We start from the raw sequence: 22,063 nt of genomic DNA on the forward strand, positions 1-22,063 counted from the left end.
TCGCAGCCCATTGGTCGGTATTTCAGCCCCCGTTCCCGCACGCCGGCTCACCCGCCTCGTAGAGTGCTGCCGCGGCTGACCCGTTGAGCAGCAGCTCAGCGGGGTCGCGCAGGGGCAACGGGGAGGAATGTGTCGTGCGGGGTGACGGCGTCCGGGTACTGATCGTCGGCGGAGGTGTCGCCGGGCTGGCGACGGTCGCCGCGCTGCGCGGGTGGGGTGCCACTGTCGACGTGGTCGAGCGGGCATCCGGGCCGACCGACTCCGGCACCGGCATCTACCTGACCGGCAACGCCACCCGGATGCTCGACGTACTCGGTCTGCGGGAGCCGGTCGCCGACGTCTCCGTGGAGATCACCCGGCAGCGCAGCGCCAACCAGCGCGGGCGTCGCCTCTTCGACATCGACGTGGCCGCGCTGTGGCGGGGCGTCGGGCCGTGCGTCTCGCTGCCTCGGGCACAACTGCACCGGGCGCTGCTCGCGGGCGTCGGCGACACCCCGGTCCGCTGGGGCCGCCAACCGGTCGCGCTCCTCGCGGACGGCGACCAGGTCACCGTCGAGTTCGACGACGGTGCCACCGAACGGTACGACCTGGTGCTCGGCGCGGACGGGGTGAACTCGACGGTCCGCCGGCTCGCCTTCGACGGTCAGGCGGCCCGCGACCTCGGCCAGTACGCGTACCGGTGGGTCGCTACCCGCGTCGACGACGAACCGGTCTGGTCGGTGCAGTTGGGGCGCGGCAGGCAGTTCCTGACCATTCCGATCAGCGCCGAGCAGACGTACTGCTATTACAACGACGGCCCGGTGGCCGACCGGCCCGGCTGGCGCGACGAGCTGGCCGAGACGTTCACCGAGCCGGTGGCCACCATGCTCAAGGCCCTCGACCACGACGACAGCACCCTGCACGCCGGGCCGAACCAGGAGGTCGTGCTCGACTCCTGGTCCCGGGGGCCGGTGCTGCTGATCGGCGACGCCGCCCACGCCACCTCACCGAACATGGCGCAGGGCGCGGCGATGGCGCTGGAGGACGCGGTCGTGCTCGCGTCGTCGTTGGCAAGCGCCGACACCGTCACCGACGCCCTGCAGTCCTTCGAGGCGCGGCGCCGCCCGCGTACGGACTGGGTGCTCGGCCAGACCCACCGCCGGGACAGGGCCACCGGGCTCCCGCCCGCGCTGCGCGACGTGGTGATGCGTCGCCTGGGCGAGCAGATGTTCCGCTCGAACTACGGCCCGCTGTTCGCCCAGCCCTGACCGGCCGGGACGACTTCGTCGCCGCTCACGGCTGCTGGCCCGGCCGGTCGACGATGGCGATCCGCAGGAGCGCGGCAGCCGACTCCAGTGACTCCTTGCCGTTGCGAATCACCGAGTTGCGGGTGCCGAGGTAGACGTGGGAGTCCCGATCGAAGATGAGGTCCATGTTTCCACCGATCACCCCGGGCATCCGGATCGCCACCCCGTGCCGGCCGGCGGCGTCCACCACGTCGGCGGAGATGACCGTCGCCCCGGGCTGCCGGGCCAGCACCTCGTACAGCGCCGCGAGCGCGCGGGGCGGCACGTAGCCGTGGAGCATCGACCAGGCCGTGGTGTACGCCATGCTCTCGTCCCCGTAGACGGCCTCCTCGTCGGCTCCCTCGGGCAGGTGCAGGTCGATCGGGTGCTCCCGAAGGTAGCGAAGCAGCTCGTCCGGGTCGGTGGGCAGGTCGCCGTGGTACGCCGGCGACTGGAATGCGTCGAGCTCCTTCTCGGGATCGCCGGGATCGTCGATGCGAAGCTCGGTCAGCTCGCCCCACCCGTTCGGATCAGCCTCCGACCGGTACCGTGCCTGCGTGTACGCCACACCACCGGCCGACTGCCACAGTTGGTTCCGAATGGTCCGGTACGGGCCACTGGCCGGCCGGTCCCGAATCGTCGCCAGGGTCTCCGTGAAGACGTACTGATCGGGTCGGGCGGTGAGTTCCGGCTGTTGTCGGGCGGCGTCGGCAGCCAGGTGGAAGATCTCCGACGCGCTGGCCGTGGGCGGCGGCTGGTCCCCAAGCCGCATGGTCTGGACCGCCAGCGCACCGGTGGTCAGCGTCAGCGCCAACGCGGCCGCACCGGCGAGGCGCCAACCGCGCACGAATCGGGTACGGCGTTCGGCGGGACGGGCCGCCGACGCCAGCTCGGCCCGCTGGGCGACGTGGGCGGTCAGATCCCGCAGGAGTCGCTCCTCGAAAATCTGCGGCGACCGTTCGGTCTCGTTCATCGTCATCTCCGTCTCCTCAGGCGAGGGTGGTGACCGGGCGGGCGAGCACAGCGCGGACGACGCGGCGGGCACGGTGCAGGCGGACCCGGGCGGCGACCGGCGACACCCCGAGCACGGTGGCCGCCTCCGCGACGGTGAGGCCGTCCACTGCGACGAGTTCGACGAGCGTGCGGGTGCCCTCGGGCAGTGCGCTCAACGCCCGGTAGGTGCCGCGGGCCGCCGACTCGGCGTCGATCCGCTCCTCGATGCGGGCGATGTCATCGGGGCCGAGGTCCCGTCGGCCGGCCAGCCGGCCGGTCACCCGCAGCCGTTGGGCCGCCCGACGCCGCTCGTCGCCGATGACGTTGCGGGCCACCCCGTACAACCAGCCGATCTGGCTGCCCCGGTTCGGCCGGTAGCCGGCCGCCGACTCGATCACCGCCAGGAACACGTCGGCGGTGAGGTCGGCGGCGAGGTGCGGGTCGTCGACCCGCCGCGCCACGAACCGGCCCACCGCCTCCAGGTGCCGGCGGTAGAAGACCTCGAAGGCCACCGGATCGGTCCCGATGCCAGAGATGTCATCATCGGCTCGGCTCGGCTCATTCACAGGCCGTCCTCCCTCGTAGCCTTCACACCCCTTCTTCGTCCGGCGGAGCACGAGTGTTACCGGACATCCGGCCGTAGGGTGACGGCGTGGTGCACGACACCACCGATCCCGCGCAGGTCGAAGCCAATCCGACTGAGCCCGACCGGCTCCGTCGGCGGCACCGCTTCGAGCGGCGCTGCTGGTCCAACTGGGCAGTTGCCCTGGTGATGGGGCATGATCGAGGCACCGGCGACTGGCGGCACGGGGATGGTCACAACCATCGGGGAGCCTCTCGCGGGCGTCGACCGCCTGGGCGCCTGCGTCGAGGAACCGTCATGACCACGACCAGCCCATCCGCCGAGCACCACACCCCATCGGGCGTGGCCCGGCTCCTGCCCGGTGCACCCGTCGCCGAGGCCGTCCTGGCCGAGACCGCCGCCGCAGCCGCCCGGCTGCGCAACCGCGGGATCACACCGAGCCTCGCCACCATCCTCGTCGGCGACGACGACGCCAGCGCCGGCTACATCGCCATCAAGCAGCGCCAGGCTGCCGCGCTCGGGTTCGCCTCCCCGCACGTGCATCTGCCGGCCACCACCACCCAGACCGAGCTGCACCAGGCCATCGCCCGATTCAACACCGACCCGAACGTGCACGGGCTGCTGGTGCAGTACCCCGTGCCGGGGCATCTGGACTACGACGCGGCGTTGCAGACCATCGACCCGGACAAGGACGTCGACGGCATGCACCCACTGAACATGGGGCGTCTCGCCGTCGGCCTGCCCGGCCCGCTGCCGTGCACCCCCGCCGGCATCGAAGCTCTCCTGGCGTACTACGAGATCCCCGTCGCCGGCCGTGAGGTCGTCATCCTCGGCCGAGGTGCCACCCTCGGCCGCCCCTTGGCGATGCTGCTCGCCCAGAAGCGCCCGACCGCCAACGCCGCCGTCACCGTCGTCCACACCGGGGTGCCCGACTGGGCCCGCTACACCCGCCGCGCCGACATCCTCGTCGCCGCCGCCGGCGTACCCGGGATCGTGAAGCCTGAGCACGTCAAGCCCGGCGCGGTCGTCATCGGCGCCGGCGTCCGCTACGACGGGCGGCGCCTCCTACCGGACGTGGACGAGGCGTGCGCCGAGGTCGCCGGCGCGATCACCCCCCGGGTCGGCGGCGTCGGCCCGACCACCGTCGCGATGCTGTTCCGCAACGCCGTCCGCGCCGCCGAACGAGCAAACCAGTAGCCCGGTCCGCCCGACTCGAAGATCAAGTGATGAAAAGTAGGTCCCAGGGCCATCTTCAGACCTACTTCTCATCACTTGATCGAGGCGGCCTCCTGCGGCTGGAGATCTCCTCCAGGTGCTGGAGCTGGTGCTGGCGGACCATCTCGTTCCAGACCTCCTGGTCGTAGTCCGGGTTCGGCGGGATCCACTTGTGCGAGTTGTCGCTGTAGTGGAACCGCTCATCGCCCCGCCGGATCAGACTCACCGGACCCAGCCCAGGAAACGCCGGTGCAGCAACCCGGCAGGCACCCAGGTCAGATCCTCGGCCGCCCAGACCAGGTAGGACCCCATGTAGAGACCCAACGACACGGGTGCGCCCTCGAACTCGGCATGCAGCTCCGTGCGCCGAGTCCGGCAGGGCCAGGGCGCGGCGCAGCCGCCGCAGGTCCACACCGGAAGAACCGGGCCGTGGGTGGTCACGACAGACCATCCAGAAAGCGCCGGGTGGCGACCCGGGCGTGCAGGCGCGTGGCCCACTCCGCCTGATAACAGGGGTACGGGGACAACCGTGCCCACCACCAGCGACAGCCGGCGCAGAGCCTCTCAACGCCGGGAAGGTGCACGAACAAGACCCGTCCGACCTCATCCTCGGTCACTCCTGCTCCTCCCCTGGCCAGTGGCCTCGCCGGATCGGGATGCGGTGCCGGGCTCGGCACGGCAGGTCAGCTCCACAGCGGCAGACCCACCGCCACCGTCGCCACGACCAGACCGGCCGATGCCGCCGAGCCAGGGTCAGCGCCACCGCCAGCAGGTAGTCGTCGTACGGCACCCGATCCGGCATCAGACCTCCCGACGGTCCACCTCGGACACGCGATTGCCCGCCCATTTTGCGCGCGCATGTTTAGGTGGTCAACGACCATGGGTCATAGCGCTTGGGCGTGTCTGGTGATCCTGGGCGGCAGCGTTGGCCCACAATGACCGCCATGGAGAGTCCGACCTTCGTTCGCTTCCAGCTCGGTGCACAGCTCCGCCGGGTCCGCGAAGAGGCCAGCGTCACGGCCGAACAGGCTGCCGACGTCATCGAGGTCTCGGCGAGCACGCTCCGACGCATCGAGGCCGGGCGCGTTGGTATCAAGGCGCCCGCGCTCAACGCCCTGCTTGATCGATACGGCGTCACCGATGCCGAGCTGCGCGACACGCTCCTGTCGATGGCGAAGACAGGCAAACAGCGCGGCTGGTGGGCCAAGTACGGCGATCTTCCGTCGTCGTACCGCCAGTACATCGGCCTGGAGTCGGCGGCCGAAGAGGTACACAACTTTGAGACGCTGGTCGTCCCGGGGCTGCTTCAAACAGAGGACTACGCCCGTGCCTTGACCAGCGAGGACGCACTGGAGCCCTCACCCGAGGCGGTCGAGCGTCGAGTTGCCGTCCGAATGCAACGCCAAGAGCTGATCGCGACAGGGAAGCTGCGACTGTTGGCCGTGCTCGACGAGGCGGTACTGCACCGACAAATTGGCGGAGCGGCCGTCATGGCTGAACAACTGACCACACTGCTCGAAGCCAGCAAGCGGTGGAACGTCACCCTTCAGGTCATCCCGTTCCGGGCGGGCGCCTACGCCTCAATGGTGTCGAGCTTCCACATCCTCAACTTCGCGGGCGGACCCGGAGTCGTCTACATCGAGGGCATCACGGGCGACCTCTACGCGGAAGGTGACGATGTGAGGCGCTGTACCGTGGTCTTCAACAGCCTGCGCGCCTCGGCCTTGTCTCCCAGCGACTCAATCGCGATGATCAAGGCGATTCAGGATGCCGGGCCCGACATGTAGGAGGCGGCAGTGGACTCGCAGTGGCGCAAGAGCACCCGCAGTGGCGGCAACGGCGCCTGTGTCGAGGTCAGGCGTGACGGGCTAGCGGCACAGGTCCGAGACAGCAAGGACGAACTCGGCCCAACTCTTCGATTCGACGCCGCGGCCTGGTCGACGTTTCTCTCCGAATTGAAGCGCTAGCAAGCGGAAACCTCACCGCCCGGCGGTGGATGTGTCGAAGTTGCCGCCCCACTCGTTGCTGTCGCGGTTCCAGCGACACCGGCCCCAGCGCAGCCCAGCGCGCACCTACGATCAGGCTGTGAGGCGACCGCGCTTGTACGGGCCTGGCGAGTTGGCCGCCCTGTTCAACGTGTCGCGGCAACGGGTACTCCAGATCACCCGCCGACCCGGCTTCCCTGAACCGATGGCCCGCCTGATCGGGACGACCATCTGGGACGCGGACGAGGTTGACGAGTGGGCGAAGCACAACCGCCCGCCTCGTCCAACCGAGGGCGACGACGACCGCTGACCCGTTGCGCCTACGCCTGCGACCGGTACGGCACCGTCGTTGTTGAGCTGCGCTCCACGCTCCCGTCGATTCCGAAGGCTGGCAAGCGGCACAGCTGGTGGTGGCGAGCCTTGTCAAACCACCTCTCGACCTTTGGTGATCAGGTGATGAAAAGTAGGTAGAAGAAGGCCCCTGACACCTATTTTTCATCACCTGATCATGGCAACACCGGGGTCCGCTTCCTGGAGACGGCGCTGCCCCGACCTCCAGCACGGAGATCGGGGCAGCGCCGAGTTTCGCGTACGTCAGCTGCAGCCGCTGGTGGAGCCGCAGCCCTCGCAGACGTAGCAGCTACCGGCGGGGCGCATCTTCGTACCGCAGGTGAAGCAGAGCGGCGCGTCGGCGGCCTTGCCGATCACGGCCTCCAGCAGTTCGGTGCTGGAACCCACGCTCGGAGCCGGCTTGGCGGCGGCCACGTCGGCCATCTCCTGGGCCGGCTGGGCGAGCGCCTCCGGCTTGGCCGGGGTCTCCACCGGCGCGGACGACGCCATCGCGGTGAGGTCGGCACCGGTGACGGCGGCGGCGGCCTCCGCGTCGGCCTCGGCGCGCAGCTGGGCGGCCCGCTCCGACGCGGTGAAGATGCCCAGCTCGGCGCGGCGCTCGTAGGGCAGGAAGTCCAGTGCCAGGCGACGGAAGATGTAGTCCATCACCGAGGCGGCCATCCGCACGTCCGGGTCGTCGGTCATGCCGGCCGGCTCGAAGCGCATGTTGGTGAACTTGCTGACGAACGTCTCCAGCGGCACGCCGTACTGGAGGCCGATGCTGATGGCCACCGAGAAGGCGTCCATCACGCCGGCCAGGGTCGAGCCCTGCTTGGACATCTTCAGGAAGACCTCGCCGAGGCCGTCGTCCGGGTAGGACGACGCGGTCAGGTAGCCCTCGGCGCCACCGACGGAGAAGCTGACCGTCTCGGACGGGCGCTTCTTCGGCAGGCGCTTCCGCACCGGCCGGTACTCGATGACCTTCTCGACCGCGGCCGGCGCTGCCGTTGCGGTCTCGACGGCGGCCGTCTCGGTGGCCTTGTTGGATTTGGCCACCGACAGCGGCTGGCCGACCTTGCAGTTGTCCCGGTAGATCGCCAGCGCCTTGAGGCCGAGCTTCCAGCCCTCGAAGTAGATCTTCTCGACGTCCTCGACGGTGGCCGCCTCCGGCATGTTGACCGTCTTGGAGATCGCGCCGGAGACGAACGGCTGGATGGCCGCCATCATCCGCACGTGACCCATCGGGGCGATGGTCCGCTCCCCCATGGCGCAGTCGAAGACCGGGTAGTGCTCCGGCTTGAGGCCGGGGGCGTCCACCACGTGGCCGTGGTCGGCGATGTGCTCGACGATCGCCTCGACCTGCTCCTCGGGGTAGCCGAGGCTGCGCAGGGCACGCGGCACCGTCTGGTTGACGATCTGCATCGAGCCGCCGCCGACGAGCTTCTTGAACTTGACCAGCGCCAGGTCCGGCTCCACGCCGGTCGTGTCGCAGTCCATCATGAAGCCGATGGTGCCGGTCGGGGCGAGCACGCTGGCCTGCGCGTTGCGCCACCCATTCTTGTCGCCGATCTTGTTGCCCTGGGTCCACTGCTTGGTCGCCTCGCGGACGATCGCGGTGGCCACCGGGCTGGTCGGCTTGATCTCGTCGTTGGCCGCGGCGTGCTTGCGCATGACCCGCTTGTGCGGCTCCGCGTTGCGGGCGTAGCCGTCGTACGGGCCGACGACGCCGGCCAGCTCGGCGGAACGGCGGTAGGCGGTGCCGGTCATCAGCGACGTGATCGACGCGGCGACCGAGCGGCCCTGCTCCGAGTCGTACGGCAGGCCGGAGGCCATCAGCAGGGCGCCCAGGTTGGCGTAGCCGATGCCGAGCTGCCGGTAGGCGCGGGACGTCTCACCGATCTTCTCGGTCGGGAAGTCCGCGAAGCAGATCGAGATGTCCATCGCGGTGATGACGAACTCGACGGACTTGACGAACTTCTCCACCTCGAAGCCACCGTCGGCGCGGAGGAACTTCATCAGGTTGAGCGACGCCAGGTTGCACGAGGAGTTGTCCAGGTGCAGGTACTCCGAGCACGGGTTCGACGCGGTGATCCGCCCGGTCTCCGGGCAGGTGTGCCAGTCGTTGATCGTGTCGTCGTACTGCAGACCGGGGTCGGCGCACTCCCAGGCTGCCTGGGAGATGGAGCGGAACAGGTTCTTGGCGTCGACGGTCTCGATCACCGAGCCGTCCAGCCGGCCGCGCAGGTCGAAACCCTTGCCGTTCTCGACCGCCGACATGAACTCGTCGGAGACCCGGACCGAGTTGTTGGCGTTCTGGTACTGCACGCTGACGATGTCGGAGCCACCGAGGTCCATGTCGAACCCGGCGTCCCGCAGCGCGCGGATCTTGTCCTCCTCGCGCGCCTTCGTGACCACGAACTCCTGGATGTCCGGGTGGTCCACGTCGATGATGACCATCTTGGCCGCCCGGCGGGTCGCGCCGCCGGACTTGATGGTGCCGGCGGAGGCGTCCGCGCCGCGCATGAAGCTGACCGGGCCGGAGGCGTTGCCGCCGGAGGAGAGCAGCTCACGGGACGAACGGATGCGCGACAGGTTGACCCCGGAGCCGGAGCCGCCCTTGAAGATCAGCCCCTCCTCCTTGTACCAGTCGAGGATCGAGTCCATCGAGTCGTCGACGGCCAGGATGAAGCAGGCGCTGACCTGCTGCGGCGACGGCGTGCCGACGTTGAACCAGACCGGCGAGTTGAAGCTGAACACCTGGTTCAGCAGCATCCAGGTCAGCTCGTGCGCGAAGATCTCGGCGTCGGCCGGGCTCGCGAAGTAGCCGTACTCCTCACCAGCGGTGCGGTAGGTGGTGACCACCCGGTCGATCAGCTGCCGGAGCGACCACTCGCGCTCCGGGGTCCCCACCGCTCCCCGGAAGTACTTGGTGGTGACGATGTTCGCGGCGTTGACGCTCCACGACTCCGGGAACTCCACCCCACGCTGCTCGAAGTTGATCGAGCCGTCCCGCCAGTTCGTCATCACGACGTCACGGCGCTCCCAGGAGAGCTCGTCGTACGGGTGGACCCCCTCGGTCGTCCACACCCGCTCGATCTTCAGCCCCGCGCCTGCCTTGTTTCGTGAACGGCTAGTTGTCACGCCGTCGCCCCCCTCGTCTGCGCGGTGCCCCACCGCGCGTCCCAATCTCTTCTGAAAACCGTGAAGACTCAGTTGGTACGGCCGGCGGTTTCCACCGCATCGGCCCGGCCCTGCTCCCGGGCTCGCGCCGCGGCCCGCAACGTCTCGATCTCGCGCTCGAAGTCGGCGAGCGAGTCGAACGAGCGGTAGACGCTGGCGAACCGCAGGTAGGCGATCTCGTCCAGGTCGCGGAGCGGACCCAGGATCGCCAGGCCCACGTCGTGGCTGGGGATCTCGGCGGCCCCCTTGGCCCGGACCGACTCCTCCACCCGCTGCGCGAGCAGCGCGAGGGAGTCGTCGTCCACCGGCCGGCCCTGGCACGCCTTACGCACCCCGCCGATGATCTTCGTGCGACTGAACGGCTCGGTCACCCCGCTGCGCTTGACGACAGCGAGGACCGCCTCCTCGACGGTGGTGAACCGCTTGCCGCACTCCGGGCAGGACCGCCGCCGTCGAATGAGCTGACCGTCGTCGGCCTCCCGCGAGTCGACCACCCGGGAGTCAGCGTGCCGGCAGTACGGACACCGCATCGCCCACCTCCTAATCGTGATCAACCGCGTCGTACCGGGCACACCCGGGCACGACTCACCACGGCGGTGTGATGCGCTCACAGCGCCCGCCGTGGTGAACCTTACGGGAGTGCGGTCGGTAGTCAGACCCAACCTGTAGGCAACTTACGCCCGTGTCACTACTACATCTAGGGGTCGACCGTATGTCGCTGCGGATGCCGGGTCAAGTTGGTCGGCGTGTCCGGCGCGTCACGGACCATCCGGTCATCAACGCACCGCACAACGCCCGAAGACCCAACGTCACGATGCCGCCCGGGTTACCGGCCAGCCGGCCGGACACCGCCGGAAGATGATGCAGGATCGAACACCAGTGCTACCTGACGTACCATTTATCAGAACATCCGTACGACCGGAGCGCTTTTTCACCCCGACACGCCGGTGAGAGGTCGTACAGATGTTTGAAAATGACTGATCTCACCTATACGGTCATGAACAACGTGGCACCACCGCACGCACCACGAGCCGACGAGGCACCCAGCGCCGACCAGGGAGGACGGACGTGACCGAGGACCGGGCCAGCCGGCCGAAGAGCCCGCAGCAGATCACCGAGGCGGGCCCCCCGGCCACCCGACGCCGCAGCGCCGCGCGCAGCCGGACGGGTCAGCCCGCCGTGCGCCCGGTCACCCCGGTGGTCAGCGCCTTCCCCGACCCGGCGACGGTCGACCTGACCGCCCGCCAACGGCGCATCCTGGAGTTCATCCGCACGTGGGTGGAACGCCACGGCTACCCGCCGAGCGTCCGCGAGATCGGCGAGGCGGTCGGCCTGGTGTCGCCGTCCAGCGTCGCCTACCAGCTCAAGGAGCTGGAGAAGAAGGGCTTCCTGCGCCGCGACCCGAACCGGCCGCGCGCAGTGGACGTACGGGCCCCCAGCGAGGCGATCGACGACGAGCTGTCGAGGGCGCAGCGGCCCACCCCGGCGTACGTGCCCATGCTCGGCCGGATCGCCGCCGGTGGGCCGATCCTCGCCGAGCAGGCCGTGGAGGACATCTTCCCGCTCCCCCGCGAGCTGGTGGGTGAGGGCGAGGTCTTCATGCTCCAGGTCAAGGGCGACTCGATGCTCGACGCGGCGATCTGCGACGGCGACTGGGTGGTGGTCCGGCAGCAGCCGACCGCCGACTCCGGCGAGATCGTGGCCGCGATGCTCGACGGCGAGGCGACAGTGAAGACCTACCGGCGGCGCGACGGGCACGTCTGGCTGATGCCGCAGAACCCCGCCTTCGACCCGATCCCCGGCGATGACGCCACCATCATGGGCCGGGTCGTGGCGGTGCTCCGCCGGATCTGACCGATCGGCGGGTGGGTGCCACCGGCGCTCACCCGCACCGCTCGTCAGGCAAGCCGAGCGCTACAGCGCCCGATCAGTAACGGTCGCCACGGGGGCCGCGACCGCCCCCGGGATACTGCCCGTACGGGTCGACGGGCGCGTCCTCGTCACGCCGCCGGCTGGGCCGCTGGCCCCGGTAGTCGGGCTCCTGCCCACCGCGCCGGGGCGGCTCCGCACGACCGGGCTGACCGCCGTCACCGCCGCCGTACACGCCACCGCCAGAACGGCCACCGCCACCCTGCGGACGGCCACCGCCACTACCCTGCGGACGACCGCCACTGCCACCCTGCGGGCGACCACCGCCACCAGCCGGCGGACGACCACCACTGCCAGCGGGCGGACGACCACCACCGCCGGCCGGGGGACGACCGCCGCCGCCGTAAACGCCAGCACCGCCGCCGTCGGGTCGGGGCGCACCATAGCCACCGTCAGCCGAGGCCGGCCGGCCACCGCCGTACACCGCGCCACCCGCCGGGGCCGCCCCGCCCCGACCAGCGCCACCCGCCGGGGCTGCGCCACCGCGACCAGCACCACCTGCCGGGGCCGGGCCACCGCGGCCAGCGCCACCGCCGTAGACCGCGCCGCCGGCCGGCGCTCCGCCCCCGTACACACCACCTCTGCGGTCGTCGTCGGCCGGGAACCCGTCAACGGCACGGCCCGCACGCGGGCCGAACGGCTCATCGTCCGGCTCCGACGGGTCGGACGCGTCAGCGGTCGGCGGCCGACGGCGGGCGCGAACGATGCCGAAGATTCCGGCGGCGACCAACACCAGGCCGATCAGCCCGACCGCCCCCACCAGGTACGTGATGTCGTCGAGGCTCAGCCCGTCGGTCCAGGACTTCGAGGCGGCCGGTCTGGCACCGTCCTCGGCGGCCAGTGGCGCGGCCGTCGACGTCGACGGGGCGTAGCCGAGGATGTCGATCGGCTCGTCCTCGCTGAACCGGCCCGCGTCGGAGACGGTGACGAACGACTTTCCGTCCGGGGTGTAGCTGATGGCCTCGCCGAAAGGGTCGGCCAGCGGCGTCACCCGCGGCTTGCCGGTGGTGAGCGCACCCACGATGTCGCCACCGGTCACGTCGAACTCGAAGGCGTCGGCGTACGTGCGCAGAACCACCCGGGAGCCGTCCGGTGCCCGGGACGCGCCGGTGATGGCGACCCGGCCGAACGTGTTGAGGGTGTTCTCCGTCTGGGTCTTCGGCAGCGTGAGCTCGCCGGCCTTACGCATCGGCACCGGCTCGGTGTCGCCGCTCTTGAGGGCCGCCGACGGCGTGTAGATCTCGGCCTTGCCGCTGGTCACCTTGGTGATGATCAGCGGTTTCCCGTCGTCGCCGATGAGCAGCGCCTCAGCGTCGTGCGGTTTGCCCTCGGGGTAGGAGAGCCGGTGCAGCGTCGGCTGCTTGGCGCCGGTGACCGGCATCGACCAGAGCGCGACGCGACTGCGGCGCTCCTTCGAGTCGGGGTTGTCACCGGTGTCGGCGATCCAGACGGTCTTGCCGTCCTTGGACAGGGCGAGATCCTCGGTGTCGAACGGACCCTGCCCCGAGTAGCGGACCGGCTCCTTCGAGATCTTGCACTTGCTGTCGAGGAAGAAGACCCGCTTGCGCTCCGCGACCTCGGTGCCATCGTTGATGACGATGTAGCCACTCTTGGTGGCGACCAGCCCGGACAGCTCCCGTAGGCGCTCGTCGGTGATCGTGCACCGCTTCTGGCCGGCCTTGGCGGCGGGCGGCCCGGACGACCCAGGGGCGGGAGCCGCTGCGGCGACTCCGGCGAGCGCCACGGTTGCCCCGAGCAGGCCGAGGGCAACCGTGACCGAGGAAACAACGCGGCGCATTCGGCCAGTGTCGCATGCCGCGCGTTTCCGGTGGATGACGCCGGGGCCGCTCAGGATCGGCTGCCGGCCGCCTGCCCCTGCCGCTCCACGTCGAAGGCTGTCAGCTCCGCCGCCAGCTCCGCGCCGACACGGACGTGCAGCAGAGTGCCCTCCGGCAGGTGCGACGTGCTGAGCACCTCACCCGTACGGTGTGCCCGAGCTACCAGGTCACCCCGGTCGTACGGCAGCACGGCCCGGACCTCGACGGCCGGACTCGGCAGCCGCTCCTCGATCGCCGCGCGCAGCTCGTCCATGCCCCGCCCGGAGTGCGCGGACACGAAGATCGCGTCCGGCCAGAGCCGCTTGAGCCGCAGCAGAGTGTCCTCGTCCGCGGCGTCGGTCTTGTTGACCACCAACAGCTCGGGGAGCCGGTCCGCGCTGACCTCGGCGAGCACGGTGTGGACCGCCCGGACCTGCTCCTCCGGATCCGGGTGGGTGCCGTCCACGACGTGCACCACCAGATCTGCCTCCGCGACCTCCTCCAGCGTCGAGCGGAACGCCTCGACGATCTGGTGCGGGAGGTGTCGGACGAAGCCGACGGTGTCGGAGAGGGTGTAGAGCCGCCCGTCCGAGGCGGTGGCCTTGCGGGTCGTCGGGTCCAGCGTGGCGAACAGCGCGTTCTCCACCAGCACGCCCGCGCCGGTCAACCGGTTGAGCAGGCTGGACTTGCCGGCGTTGGTGTAGCCGGCGATGGCGACCGCGGGAACGGCGTTACGGGAACGGCGGGAACGCTTGGTCACGCGTACCGTCTTCATGCTCTTGATCTCGCGACGCAGCCGGGAGATGCGGTGCCGGATGCGCCGCCGGTCGGTCTCCAGCTTGGTCTCACCGGGACCACGGACACCCACACCGCCGCCGGCGCCACCACCCCGGCCCGAACCACCGGTCTGCCGGGAGAGCGTCTCACCCCAACCGCGCAGTCGGGGCAGCAGGTATTCGAGCTGGGCCAGCTCGACCTGCGCCTTGCCTTCCTTGCTCTTGGCGTGCTGGGCGAAGATGTCGAGGATCAGCGCGGTGCGGTCGACAACCTTGACCTTGGTGCGCTGCTCCAGGTTGCGCAGCTGCGACGGGGACAGCTCACCGTCACAGATGACCGTGTCGGCGCCGGTGGAGAGCACCACCGCGCCAAGATCGTCGACCTTGCCGCGGCCGATGTACGTGGCCGGGTCGGGTCGGGTACGCCGTTGGATGAGCCCTTCGAGCACCTGCGAACCGGCGGTTTCGGCCAGCGCGGCGAGCTCGGTCAGCGAGTTTTCCGCGTCGGTGACGGTGCCTTCGGTCCAGACGCCAACCAGGACGACCCGCTCCAGCCGCAGCTGGCGGTATTCCACCTCGGTGACGTCGGTGAGCTCGGTTGACAGGCCCGGGACGCGTCGGAGGGACTGCCGCTCCGACAGCTCCATCTCGCCGGTGGTGACGTCGTCGAGCTCGTCCTCGACGGGGACAAAGCTCTCCTGGTCTCGCAAGCGGTTCTCCTGTCCGTTTTGATAAGTAGAACGTAATCCTGACATGACACAACGCCGAACGCACCTGCTATATGCCCATGGTGAAGGTCGCCAAAAGTGGGGGCGAATGCTGGTCGGCCGCGACAACCCGGTAGAAATGCGGGCGGCGGCCGACCGGCCGCACAGCCGTTACGGAGGGATCCCGTGGCCATCACCCGACTGCCCAGCGCCGGATTTTCGATCACGATCCGGATCGCCGTGACCGCGGACGCCTCCTCGATCGGCCGGCTCACCACCTCCGTCGGCGAGGCCGGGGCGATCGTCACGGCGCTGGACGTGGTGGACTCGGACCCGACCCACGTGATCGTCGACCTGACCTGCGACACCGCCGACGCCGGTCACGCCGACCAGGTGGTCGAGGCGCTGACCGCGCTGGACGGCGTGGACGTGCGCAAGGTGTCGGACCGGACCTTCCTGCTGCACCTGGGCGGCAAGATCGAGGTGACCTCGAAGGTCGCGCTGCGCAACCGTGACGAGCTGTCCCGCGCGTACACCCCGGGGGTGGCCCGGGTCTGCATGGCGATCGCCGAGAACCCGGCCGATGCCCGGCGGCTGACCATCAAGCGCAACACCGTCGCGGTGGTCAGCGACGGCTCGGCCGTGCTCGGCCTGGGCAACCTCGGCCCGGCCGCGTCGCTGCCGGTGATGGAGGGCAAGGCCGCGCTGTTCAAGCGCTTCGGCGGGGTGGACGCCTGGCCGGTGGTGCTGGACACCCAGGACACCGACGAGATCGTGCAGATCGTCAAGGCGATCGCGCCGGCCTACGGCGGCATCAACCTGGAGGACATCGCCGCGCCACGCTGCTTCGAGATCGAGGCCCGGCTGCGCGAGGCGCTGGACATCCCGGTCTTCCACGACGACCAGCACGGCACCGCGATCTGCGTGCTGGCCGCGCTGACCAACGCGCTGCGCGTGGTGGGCAAGCAACTCGCGGACGTCAAGGTGGTCGTCTCCGGAGCCGGCGCGGCCGGCACCGCGATCATGAAGCTGCTGCTGCGCCAGGGCGTCGGCGACATCATCGCGTACGACCGGGAGGGCGCCCTGCACCGCGGGCTGACCGGGCTCAACTCGGCGTGGCAGTGGCTGGCGGAAAACACCAACAAGGAGAACTACTCCGGGGACCTGCCCGGAGCGATCCAGGGCGCCGACGTGTTCATCGGGGTCAGCGCCCCGAACCTGCTCACCGGCGACGACATCGCCCAGATGGCGAAGGACTCGATCGTCTTCGCGCTGGCCAACCCCGACCCGGAGGTCGACCCGCGGGAGGCGCGCAAGCACGCCGCGGTGGTCGCCACCGGCCGCTCGGACCAGCCGAACCAGATCAACAACGTGCTCGCCTTCCCGGGCGTGTTCCGCGGCATGCTCGACGCGCACGCCGAGGAGTTCACCGAGGAGATGGCCATCGCGGCCGCCCGCGCCATCGCGGACGTGGTCGGCGAAGAGAAGATCAATCCGACGGTGATCGTGCCGAGCGTCTTCGACTCCCGGGTCGCCCCGGCGGTCGCCGCCGCCGTCCGCGCCGCCGCGCACAACCCCAGCCCGCTGCCGGCCGCCGACCCCGGCCCCGCCGACCTCCCCGAGATCGCCGCCAACGCCAGCGCCACCCCGTAAACCCCCACCCGCCACCTTGTTGTTGATCAAAAGGTTTGCGTCAGGAATCGCGCTGATTCTGACGCAAACCTCTTGATCAACTTTCGGGGGCGGAAGCGGGGGGTTGGGTGGTGGTTGCGAAGGCGGCGGCGCGGTCGACGATCAGGTCCGGGTGACTCAGCGGCAGGTCGTGACCCGCGCCGGGGACGACCTCCGACCGGGCGCCCGGGACCAGGCTGGTGATCCGGTCGGCAACGGACCGGGCGTCGTACAGCTGGCTGTGCTCGCCGAGCAGCGCCAGCACCGGCACCGCGAGGTCACGCAGCTCGTCGTCGGTGAGCGCCGGTGGGACCGGGTGCCGGCGGCGGAAGCCGAAGGTGGCGCGGACCAGCCCCATCAGATCGTCGTCACGCAGGGTCGCGTTGCGCAGCATCCGGGCCGCGCCGCGGCGGACCGGGGCGGGGGCGAGGCCGACCAGGCCGCCCAGCACCACCCAGGCGAGGAACCGGCCGTTGACCCTGCCGAAGCCGGCCGGGTCGAGGAGGACAAGGCCAGCCACCCGGCCGGGTGCGTGCCGCGAGTACTGCACGCCCACCCAACCGCCGAACGACGAGCCGACGAGGTACGCCCGGTCCACGCCCATCCCGTCGAGGACCTCGGACAGCCAACGAGCCCAGTCCCGGCCGCCGTCGAGGGGCAGCGACTGCACGGAGCAGCCCGGCTCGCCGACCGGGTCGACGGCGATCACCTGCCGGTCCCGCCCGAGACGGCGCACGTGCGGGTGCCAACTCAGGGCGTTGCCGCCGGCACCGGGCAGCAGCACGAACGGCGTTGCGGCGCCGGCCCCGAATCGGTAGACCCGGGTGCGTCCGAAGCTCGTCGGCAGGTCGACGGCGACCGCATCGGCGGGCCACACCCGCTGCTGGGTCCGCTCGTAGGCGTCAAGAAACCGGACGCGGGCGCGATCGCTGGTGAACTCGCCGATCCGTGCGACTGTCACGATGACTCCGTCCCCTGGAGTTTTGATGATACGAACGTACCATCAAAACCCGCTGACGGAACAGGACGGAGTGCACCGTGCCCAAGCGCGTCGACCATGAGCAACGGCGTCGGCAGATCGGCGACGCGCTGCTGCGGATCGCCAGCAGCCGGGGACTGCAGTCCGCGAGCATGCGGGAGGTGGCCGCCGAGGCCGGGGTGTCTCTACGGCTCGTGCAGTACTACTTCCACACCAAGGACGAGCTGCTCTTGACCGCGCTCGGCTATCTCGGCGAGCAGCTGACCGCCCGCGTCGAGGCACGGATTCGGGCCCTCGGTCCGGTCACCCCGCGCACCGTCGTCGTCGGCACCCTCTCCGCCATCCTCCCGACGGACCCCGAGAGCCACCAGCTCACCAGGGCCTACACCGGCTACTACGCGCTGGTGTTCACCGAGCCGGACCTCGCCGAACGGCACGGCACCACGTACCCCGACAAGCTCGAACGGCTGCTCGCCGGACAGCTCCGGCAGGCACAGCAGGACGGGACCGTCGACCCGGAGCTGAACTGCGACGTGGTCGCCGCCGGGCTGCTGGCGCTGACCAACGGGCTGGGCTCCAGCGTGCTCGGCGGTCAACGCGACGGGGCGAGCGCGCTGGCGATCCTGACCTACCACCTCGACCGGGTGTTCACACCGCCAGCGCGGGCAGGCTGATCTTGCCGGTGGCTACCAGGACGGCGGGGCCGGAGAGCCAGCAGGAGGTCTCGGTGACGGTCACCGTCAGGCGGCCACCGGGCACGTCGACGGCGACCACGCCGGTGTCCCGGCCGGCGTTGCGCAGGGCCACCGCGCCCACCGCGCAGGCGCCGGTGCCGCAGGAGAGGGTCTCGGCGCTACCGCGCTCGTACACCCGCATCAGGCTGTGCCCGTCGGTGCCGTCGACCGGGTCGCCCGCCACGATGAACTCGACGTTCACCCCGCTCGGGAAGACCGCCGGGTCGAACCCGGGGGCCCTGGTCAGGTCCAGCGCCGACAGCTCCACGCCGGCCGGCAGGACGCAGACCAGGTGCGGGTTGCCGACGTCCACCACCGCGCCGGTCAGGGTCAGCCCGCCGAGGGTGGCCGCCGACTCGTCGTACACCTGGGGTCTGCGCATCTCGACGGACACGGCGTCGCCCTCGACCAGCGCGCGCACGACGCCGGCCCGGGTGGCCACCGGCAACGCCGCGCCGGCGGGCGTGGCCAACCCGGTGTCGAGCAGGTAGCGAACGAAGACCCGAGCGCCGTTGCCGCACATCTCGGCGAACGAGCCGTCGGCGTTCCAGTAGTCCATGAACCACTCGGCCTCGCCGGCCAGACCCGCGCCGTCCGGATGCTTGGCCGCGCGAACCACCCGCAGCACACCGTCCGCGCCGATGCCGCGGCGCCGGTCGCAGAGCGCCGCGACCAGCTCCGGGGTCAGGTCGAGCTGACCGTCCGGGTCGGGAAGGAGGACGAAGTCGTTGCCGGTGCCGTGGCCCTTGGTGAACTCCACACCCATCATCATCGCGCAGCAGCCGGCACCAGACGCAGGGCGGCCCCGATCAGGTCCGGTTCCGTCGAGTCCAGCCACTGGATCCGCGGGTCGCGGCGGAACCAGGACCGTTGCCGGCGGACGAAACGCCGGGTCGCCCGGACCGTCTCGTCGTGCGCCTGCGCCTCGGTCAGCTCACCGGCGAGCATCCGCAGCACCTGCTGGTAGCCGAGCGCCCGACTCGCCGTCCGCCCCGCGGGCAGCCCTCGCCCGACCAGCTCACGCGTCTCGGCCACCAGGCCGTCGGCCCACATCCGGTCGACCCGCAGCGCGATCCGCTCGTCCAGCAGACCGGTGTCCAGGTCGACGCCGAGCTGCACCGACGGGTAGTACGGCGTGGGCTGCGGCAGCGAGGCGGTGAACGGCGCACCGGTCAGCTCGATCACCTCCAGGGCCCGCACGATCCGCCGGCCGTTGGCCGGCAGGATGCTCTCGGCGGCGACCGGGTCGGCGGCGCGCAGCCGTGCGTACAGCGGGGCCGGGCCGACCTCGGCCAACTCGCGTTCCAACCGCTCCCGCAGCGTCGCGTCCGTGCCGGGGAACTCGAAGCGCTCCAGCACCGCCCGCACGTACAGCCCGGAGCCACCGACCAGCAGCGGCACCCGCCCCCGCGACAGGATGTCGTCCACCGCCGCGCGGGCCAGCCGCTGGTACTCCGCGACGCTCGCCGGCTCGGTGACCTCCCAGACGTCCAGCAGGTGATGCGGCACCCCGTCCCGCTCGGCGAGGGTCAGCTTCGCCGTGCCGATGTCCATGCCCCGGTAGAGCTGCATCGAGTCGGCGTTGACCACCTCCCCGTCCAGGGCATGGGCCAACGCGATGCTCAGCGCGGACTTGCCGGCCGCGGTCGGGCCGACCACAGCGACGACCAGGCCGGTCACGCCCGCTCCCAGGACGCCACGAAGTACGCCACCCCATAGGGAGCGGCGTCGTGCAGCAACTCGCCACGCCACCCACCACCGGCCGCGCGGGCCGCGCCCGCCAGCACCTGCCAGGGGGCCCGACCGGCGGCCTTCAGCTCCGTCGACACCACCGGGTCCAGGTCGAGCAGGGCATCCAGGTCCGCGTCGGCCAGCGCTCGGGCAACCCCCTGGTCGTACGGGAGGGCACGCGCGTCGTCGTACCCGGGTGCTTTCTCCCCGCGGCAGGCCGACCCGTCCCCGAGCACCAGCGACGCCACCCGGTCACCGGCGGCACCGACCTGGTCGGCGAGCGCGGCCAGCTCGGCCGGACCGGCGTCGGCGGCCACCTGCACGGCCGTCACCGGTGGTCGAGTGTCGTGACGGGCCAGCAACCAGGCGCCGATGGTCAGGCTCAACGGCAGCACCCCGCCCCGGTCCGGTTGGCCCACCACCATCGGCACGTACAGGTCGACACCCCACGGCTGCAGGGAACCGGTCGCCGGGGTGCGGATCGGCCCGGTCACCGGACCGGTGCCGACCAGCACCACAATGTCCGGATCGGTGACCAACAGCCGGCGTACGGCGGTGTCACAGGCCGCCCGCAGAGCGTCCAACTCCGGGGCCGCGGAGCCCGCCACCTCGGGCACGAGCAGGGGCGGATGCGGGCAGACGGCGGCGGCGACCAGTGGCACCCGTCCACCGTAGCGGGAATCCCCGGTGCGTCTCCGCGCCGATCCGGTCATTCGGCCCCTAGGACACCGTATGGTCACGGTCGGCGATAGGCGCTCGACGCGGACCGGGTCAGACCTGTGACAATGCCGGAAGCAACTTGGCTGCGCCGTGGCGGCGACGGGGGATCGATCCCTCGACGCCGGGAGAACGAGGATGGGCACATGAGCGACTGGACTGCCTTCGGACGGGTGGACGCGGACGGCACCGTGTACGTCAAGACCACCGAGGGAGAGCGGGTGGTCGGATCCTGGCAGGCGGGAGCACCGGAGGAGGGCCTGGCACACTTCGCTCGACGCTTCGCCGACCTGGTGACCGAGGTGGACCTGACCGAGGCGCGACTCAAGTCGGGTGCGGCGGACGCCGGGCACTCCCTGAGCACGATCCGGCGGATCCGGGCCACGCTGCCCGAGGCCAACGTGGTCGGCGACATCGACGCGCTCGCCACCCGCCTGGACAAGCTGGCCACCCTCGCCGAGGAGAAGGCCGGCGAAGCGCGCGCCGCCCGGGACGCCGCCCGAGGCGAGGCCCTGGCCCGCAAGACGGCGCTGGTCGAGGAAGCCGAGAAGCTGGCCGCCGAATCCACCGGGTGGAAGACCGCCGGCGACCGGCTCAAGGAGATCCTCGACGAGTGGAAGACCATCCGCGGGGTCGACAAGAAGGCCGACGGTGAGCTGTGGAAGCGGTTCGCCGCCGCCCGGGACGGCTTCACCCGCCGCCGCGGCGCCCACTTCGCCTCCCTCGACTCGCAGCGCAAGCAGGCCCAGACCGCCAAGGAGGAGTTGGTCGCCGAAGCGGAGAAGCTCGCGGACTCCACCGACTGGGCCGCCACCGCGAACCAGCTCAAGGACCTGATGACCCAGTGGAAGGCCGCCCCGCGCGCCTCCAAGGAGGCCGAGCAGAAGCTCTGGGAACGGTTCCGGGGTGCGCAGGACGCCTTCTTCAGCCGGCGCAGCGAGGTCTTCTCCGCACGGGACAACGAGCAGCGCGGCAACCTGGAGCGCAAGCAGGCCCTGCTCGCCGAGGCCGAGGCGCTGGACATCGACGCCGACCCGAAGGGCGCCCAGGCCAAGCTGCGCGAGATCCAGGCCCAGTGGCACGAGGCCGGCCGGGTGCCCCGCGAGGCGGCCGCCGGGCTGGAGCGTCGACTGCGTGTCATCGACGACAAGGTCCGTGACGTGATGGACTCGGCGTGGCGCCGCACCACCAAGGAGGACAACCCGCTGCTCGCCCAGATGCGGGCGCAGGTGGCGGAGGCCGAGGATCGGCTGGCCCGGGCGCAGAGCGCCGGGGACGCCCGCCGGATCAAGGAGGCCGAGCAGGCCCTCGCCTCCAAGCGGCAGTTCCTTCAACTCGCTGAGCAGGCCGGCTGAGCTGACGACGTCCGGAGCCCCCGGTCCCCCTACGGGACCGGGGGCTCCCGCGTGTCCCCGGCCTCCGCACCCCCGAACCCCCTCCGCGCCCGCGCC

General features: G+C 70.8%; 22 protein-coding genes and 1 riboswitch. Of the genes, 9 read left to right on the forward strand and 13 right to left on the reverse strand.

All coding sequences use genetic code 11. From position 1 onward, the window contains the following. Positions 1–134 precede the first annotated feature (134 nt). Positions 135–1,247 (forward strand): FAD-dependent monooxygenase, encoded by a 1,113-nt coding sequence (locus tag ACZ6NZ_RS16815; protein ID WP_465858904.1) that lies wholly within the window; start codon positions 135–137, stop codon positions 1,245–1,247. A 25-nt stretch (positions 1,248–1,272) separates the two neighbouring features. Here the strand turns inward: ACZ6NZ_RS16815 and ACZ6NZ_RS16820 are convergent, their stop codons facing one another. Both ACZ6NZ_RS16820 and ACZ6NZ_RS16825 read right to left on the reverse strand, forming a co-directional pair. Further along, positions 1,273–2,244 (reverse strand): CU044_5270 family protein, encoded by a 972-nt coding sequence (locus tag ACZ6NZ_RS16820; protein WP_465858905.1) that lies wholly within the window; start codon positions 2,242–2,244, stop codon positions 1,273–1,275. A gap of 10 nt (positions 2,245–2,254) precedes the next feature. Beyond that, entirely contained in the window at positions 2,255–2,824 is a 570-nt protein-coding gene (locus ACZ6NZ_RS16825) for an RNA polymerase sigma factor (protein ID WP_465858906.1), read from the reverse strand. A 218-nt stretch (positions 2,825–3,042) separates the two neighbouring features. Then, a riboswitch (ZMP/ZTP riboswitch) is annotated at positions 3,043–3,125 on the forward strand. Positions 3,126–3,138: 13 nt separating this feature from the next. Between ACZ6NZ_RS16825 and ACZ6NZ_RS16830 the strand changes: the two genes are divergently transcribed. Continuing rightward, a complete protein-coding gene (locus tag ACZ6NZ_RS16830) occupies positions 3,139–4,038 on the forward strand; it encodes a bifunctional 5,10-methylenetetrahydrofolate dehydrogenase/5,10-methenyltetrahydrofolate cyclohydrolase (protein ID WP_465858907.1) in 900 nt (299 codons plus the stop codon). 61 nt (positions 4,039–4,099) lie between these two features. Here the strand turns inward: ACZ6NZ_RS16830 and ACZ6NZ_RS16835 are convergent, their stop codons facing one another. The 3 genes from ACZ6NZ_RS16835 to ACZ6NZ_RS16845 form a co-directional block, all read right to left on the reverse strand. Continuing rightward, the gene (locus tag ACZ6NZ_RS16835) at positions 4,100–4,282 is read right to left on the reverse strand and encodes a hypothetical protein (RefSeq protein WP_465858908.1); all 183 of its coding nucleotides are present in this window, start codon (positions 4,280–4,282) and stop codon (positions 4,100–4,102) included. Next, the gene (locus ACZ6NZ_RS16840) at positions 4,279–4,497 is read right to left on the reverse strand and encodes a hypothetical protein (protein ID WP_465858909.1); all 219 of its coding nucleotides are present in this window, start codon (positions 4,495–4,497) and stop codon (positions 4,279–4,281) included. The genes ACZ6NZ_RS16835 and ACZ6NZ_RS16840 overlap by 4 nt, the downstream gene beginning before the upstream one ends. Before the next feature lie 172 nt (positions 4,498–4,669). Then, positions 4,670–4,858, reverse strand: coding sequence for a hypothetical protein (locus tag ACZ6NZ_RS16845; protein WP_450038996.1), 189 nt, complete (start codon positions 4,856–4,858; stop codon positions 4,670–4,672). Between the two features lie 142 nt (positions 4,859–5,000). Here ACZ6NZ_RS16845 and ACZ6NZ_RS16850 point away from each other — a divergent pair, with 142 nt between their 5' ends. The 3 genes from ACZ6NZ_RS16850 to ACZ6NZ_RS16860 all read left to right on the forward strand — a co-directional run bounded on the left by ACZ6NZ_RS16850 (position 5,001) and on the right by ACZ6NZ_RS16860 (position 6,351). Continuing rightward, on the forward strand, positions 5,001–5,843 hold the full coding sequence (locus ACZ6NZ_RS16850) for a helix-turn-helix domain-containing protein (protein ID WP_465858910.1): 843 nt from the start codon (positions 5,001–5,003) through the stop codon (positions 5,841–5,843). 9 nt (positions 5,844–5,852) lie between these two features. Continuing rightward, positions 5,853–6,023, forward strand: a complete 171-nt coding sequence (locus ACZ6NZ_RS16855) for a DUF397 domain-containing protein (RefSeq protein ID WP_354941853.1) — start codon at positions 5,853–5,855, stop codon at positions 6,021–6,023. A gap of 118 nt (positions 6,024–6,141) precedes the next feature. Continuing rightward, a complete protein-coding gene (locus tag ACZ6NZ_RS16860; protein ID WP_465858911.1) occupies positions 6,142–6,351 on the forward strand; it encodes a helix-turn-helix transcriptional regulator in 210 nt (69 codons plus the stop codon). A 284-nt stretch (positions 6,352–6,635) separates the two neighbouring features. On the opposite strand, the gene ACZ6NZ_RS16865 is transcribed toward ACZ6NZ_RS16860, so the two are convergent. Next, complete coding sequence (locus ACZ6NZ_RS16865) at positions 6,636–9,545, reverse strand: vitamin B12-dependent ribonucleotide reductase (RefSeq protein ID WP_465858912.1); 2,910 nt, start codon at positions 9,543–9,545, stop codon at positions 6,636–6,638. Between the two features lie 35 nt (positions 9,546–9,580). After that, positions 9,581–10,081, reverse strand: coding sequence for a transcriptional regulator NrdR (gene nrdR / locus ACZ6NZ_RS16870; protein WP_366608395.1), 501 nt, complete (start codon positions 10,079–10,081; stop codon positions 9,581–9,583). A gap of 538 nt (positions 10,082–10,619) precedes the next feature. Here nrdR and lexA point away from each other — a divergent pair. After that, the gene (gene lexA, locus ACZ6NZ_RS16875) at positions 10,620–11,405 is read left to right on the forward strand and encodes a transcriptional repressor LexA (RefSeq protein WP_091400540.1); all 786 of its coding nucleotides are present in this window, start codon (positions 10,620–10,622) and stop codon (positions 11,403–11,405) included. 73 nt (positions 11,406–11,478) lie between these two features. Here lexA and ACZ6NZ_RS16880 read toward each other — a convergent pair whose 3' ends face one another. Together ACZ6NZ_RS16880 and hflX are read right to left on the reverse strand one after the other, a co-directional pair. Beyond that, entirely contained in the window at positions 11,479–13,278 is a 1,800-nt protein-coding gene (locus ACZ6NZ_RS16880) for a hypothetical protein (RefSeq protein WP_465858913.1), read from the reverse strand. Positions 13,279–13,328: 50 nt separating this feature from the next. Further along, a complete protein-coding gene (hflX, locus tag ACZ6NZ_RS16885; protein ID WP_366608393.1) occupies positions 13,329–14,783 on the reverse strand; it encodes a GTPase HflX in 1,455 nt (484 codons plus the stop codon). A gap of 183 nt (positions 14,784–14,966) precedes the next feature. Here hflX and ACZ6NZ_RS16890 point away from each other — a divergent pair, with 183 nt between their 5' ends. Then, the gene (locus tag ACZ6NZ_RS16890) at positions 14,967–16,433 is read left to right on the forward strand and encodes an NAD-dependent malic enzyme (RefSeq protein WP_465858914.1); all 1,467 of its coding nucleotides are present in this window, start codon (positions 14,967–14,969) and stop codon (positions 16,431–16,433) included. Between the two features lie 76 nt (positions 16,434–16,509). Here the strand turns inward: ACZ6NZ_RS16890 and ACZ6NZ_RS16895 are convergent, their stop codons facing one another. Then, positions 16,510–17,412, reverse strand: coding sequence for an alpha/beta fold hydrolase (locus tag ACZ6NZ_RS16895; protein ID WP_465858915.1), 903 nt, complete (start codon positions 17,410–17,412; stop codon positions 16,510–16,512). 77 nt (positions 17,413–17,489) lie between these two features. On the opposite strand from ACZ6NZ_RS16895, the gene ACZ6NZ_RS16900 reads away from it, so the two are divergent. Next, complete coding sequence (locus tag ACZ6NZ_RS16900; protein WP_465858916.1) at positions 17,490–18,104, forward strand: TetR/AcrR family transcriptional regulator; 615 nt, start codon at positions 17,490–17,492, stop codon at positions 18,102–18,104. Here the strand turns inward: ACZ6NZ_RS16900 and dapF are convergent. Genes dapF through ACZ6NZ_RS16915 form a run of 3 tightly spaced genes read right to left on the reverse strand, consistent with a single transcriptional unit; the run spans position 18,079 to position 20,608 of the window. Continuing rightward, positions 18,079–18,924, reverse strand: coding sequence for a diaminopimelate epimerase (gene dapF / locus ACZ6NZ_RS16905; RefSeq protein ID WP_465858917.1), 846 nt, complete (start codon positions 18,922–18,924; stop codon positions 18,079–18,081). The two genes, ACZ6NZ_RS16900 and dapF, sit on opposite strands and share 26 nt — an antisense overlap. An 8-nt stretch (positions 18,925–18,932) precedes the next feature. Continuing rightward, positions 18,933–19,844 (reverse strand): tRNA (adenosine(37)-N6)-dimethylallyltransferase MiaA, encoded by a 912-nt coding sequence (miaA, locus tag ACZ6NZ_RS16910; protein WP_465858918.1) that lies wholly within the window; start codon positions 19,842–19,844, stop codon positions 18,933–18,935. Continuing rightward, the gene (locus tag ACZ6NZ_RS16915) at positions 19,841–20,608 is read right to left on the reverse strand and encodes a class III extradiol ring-cleavage dioxygenase family protein (RefSeq protein WP_465858919.1); all 768 of its coding nucleotides are present in this window, start codon (positions 20,606–20,608) and stop codon (positions 19,841–19,843) included. The genes miaA and ACZ6NZ_RS16915 overlap by 4 nt, the downstream gene beginning before the upstream one ends. Before the next feature lie 150 nt (positions 20,609–20,758). On the opposite strand from ACZ6NZ_RS16915, the gene ACZ6NZ_RS16920 reads away from it, so the two are divergent. Beyond that, the gene (locus ACZ6NZ_RS16920) at positions 20,759–21,967 is read left to right on the forward strand and encodes a DUF349 domain-containing protein (RefSeq protein ID WP_465858920.1); all 1,209 of its coding nucleotides are present in this window, start codon (positions 20,759–20,761) and stop codon (positions 21,965–21,967) included. Positions 21,968–22,063: the final 96 nt, after the last annotated feature.

This window comes from Micromonospora sp. NPDC047756, from assembly GCF_055587245.1.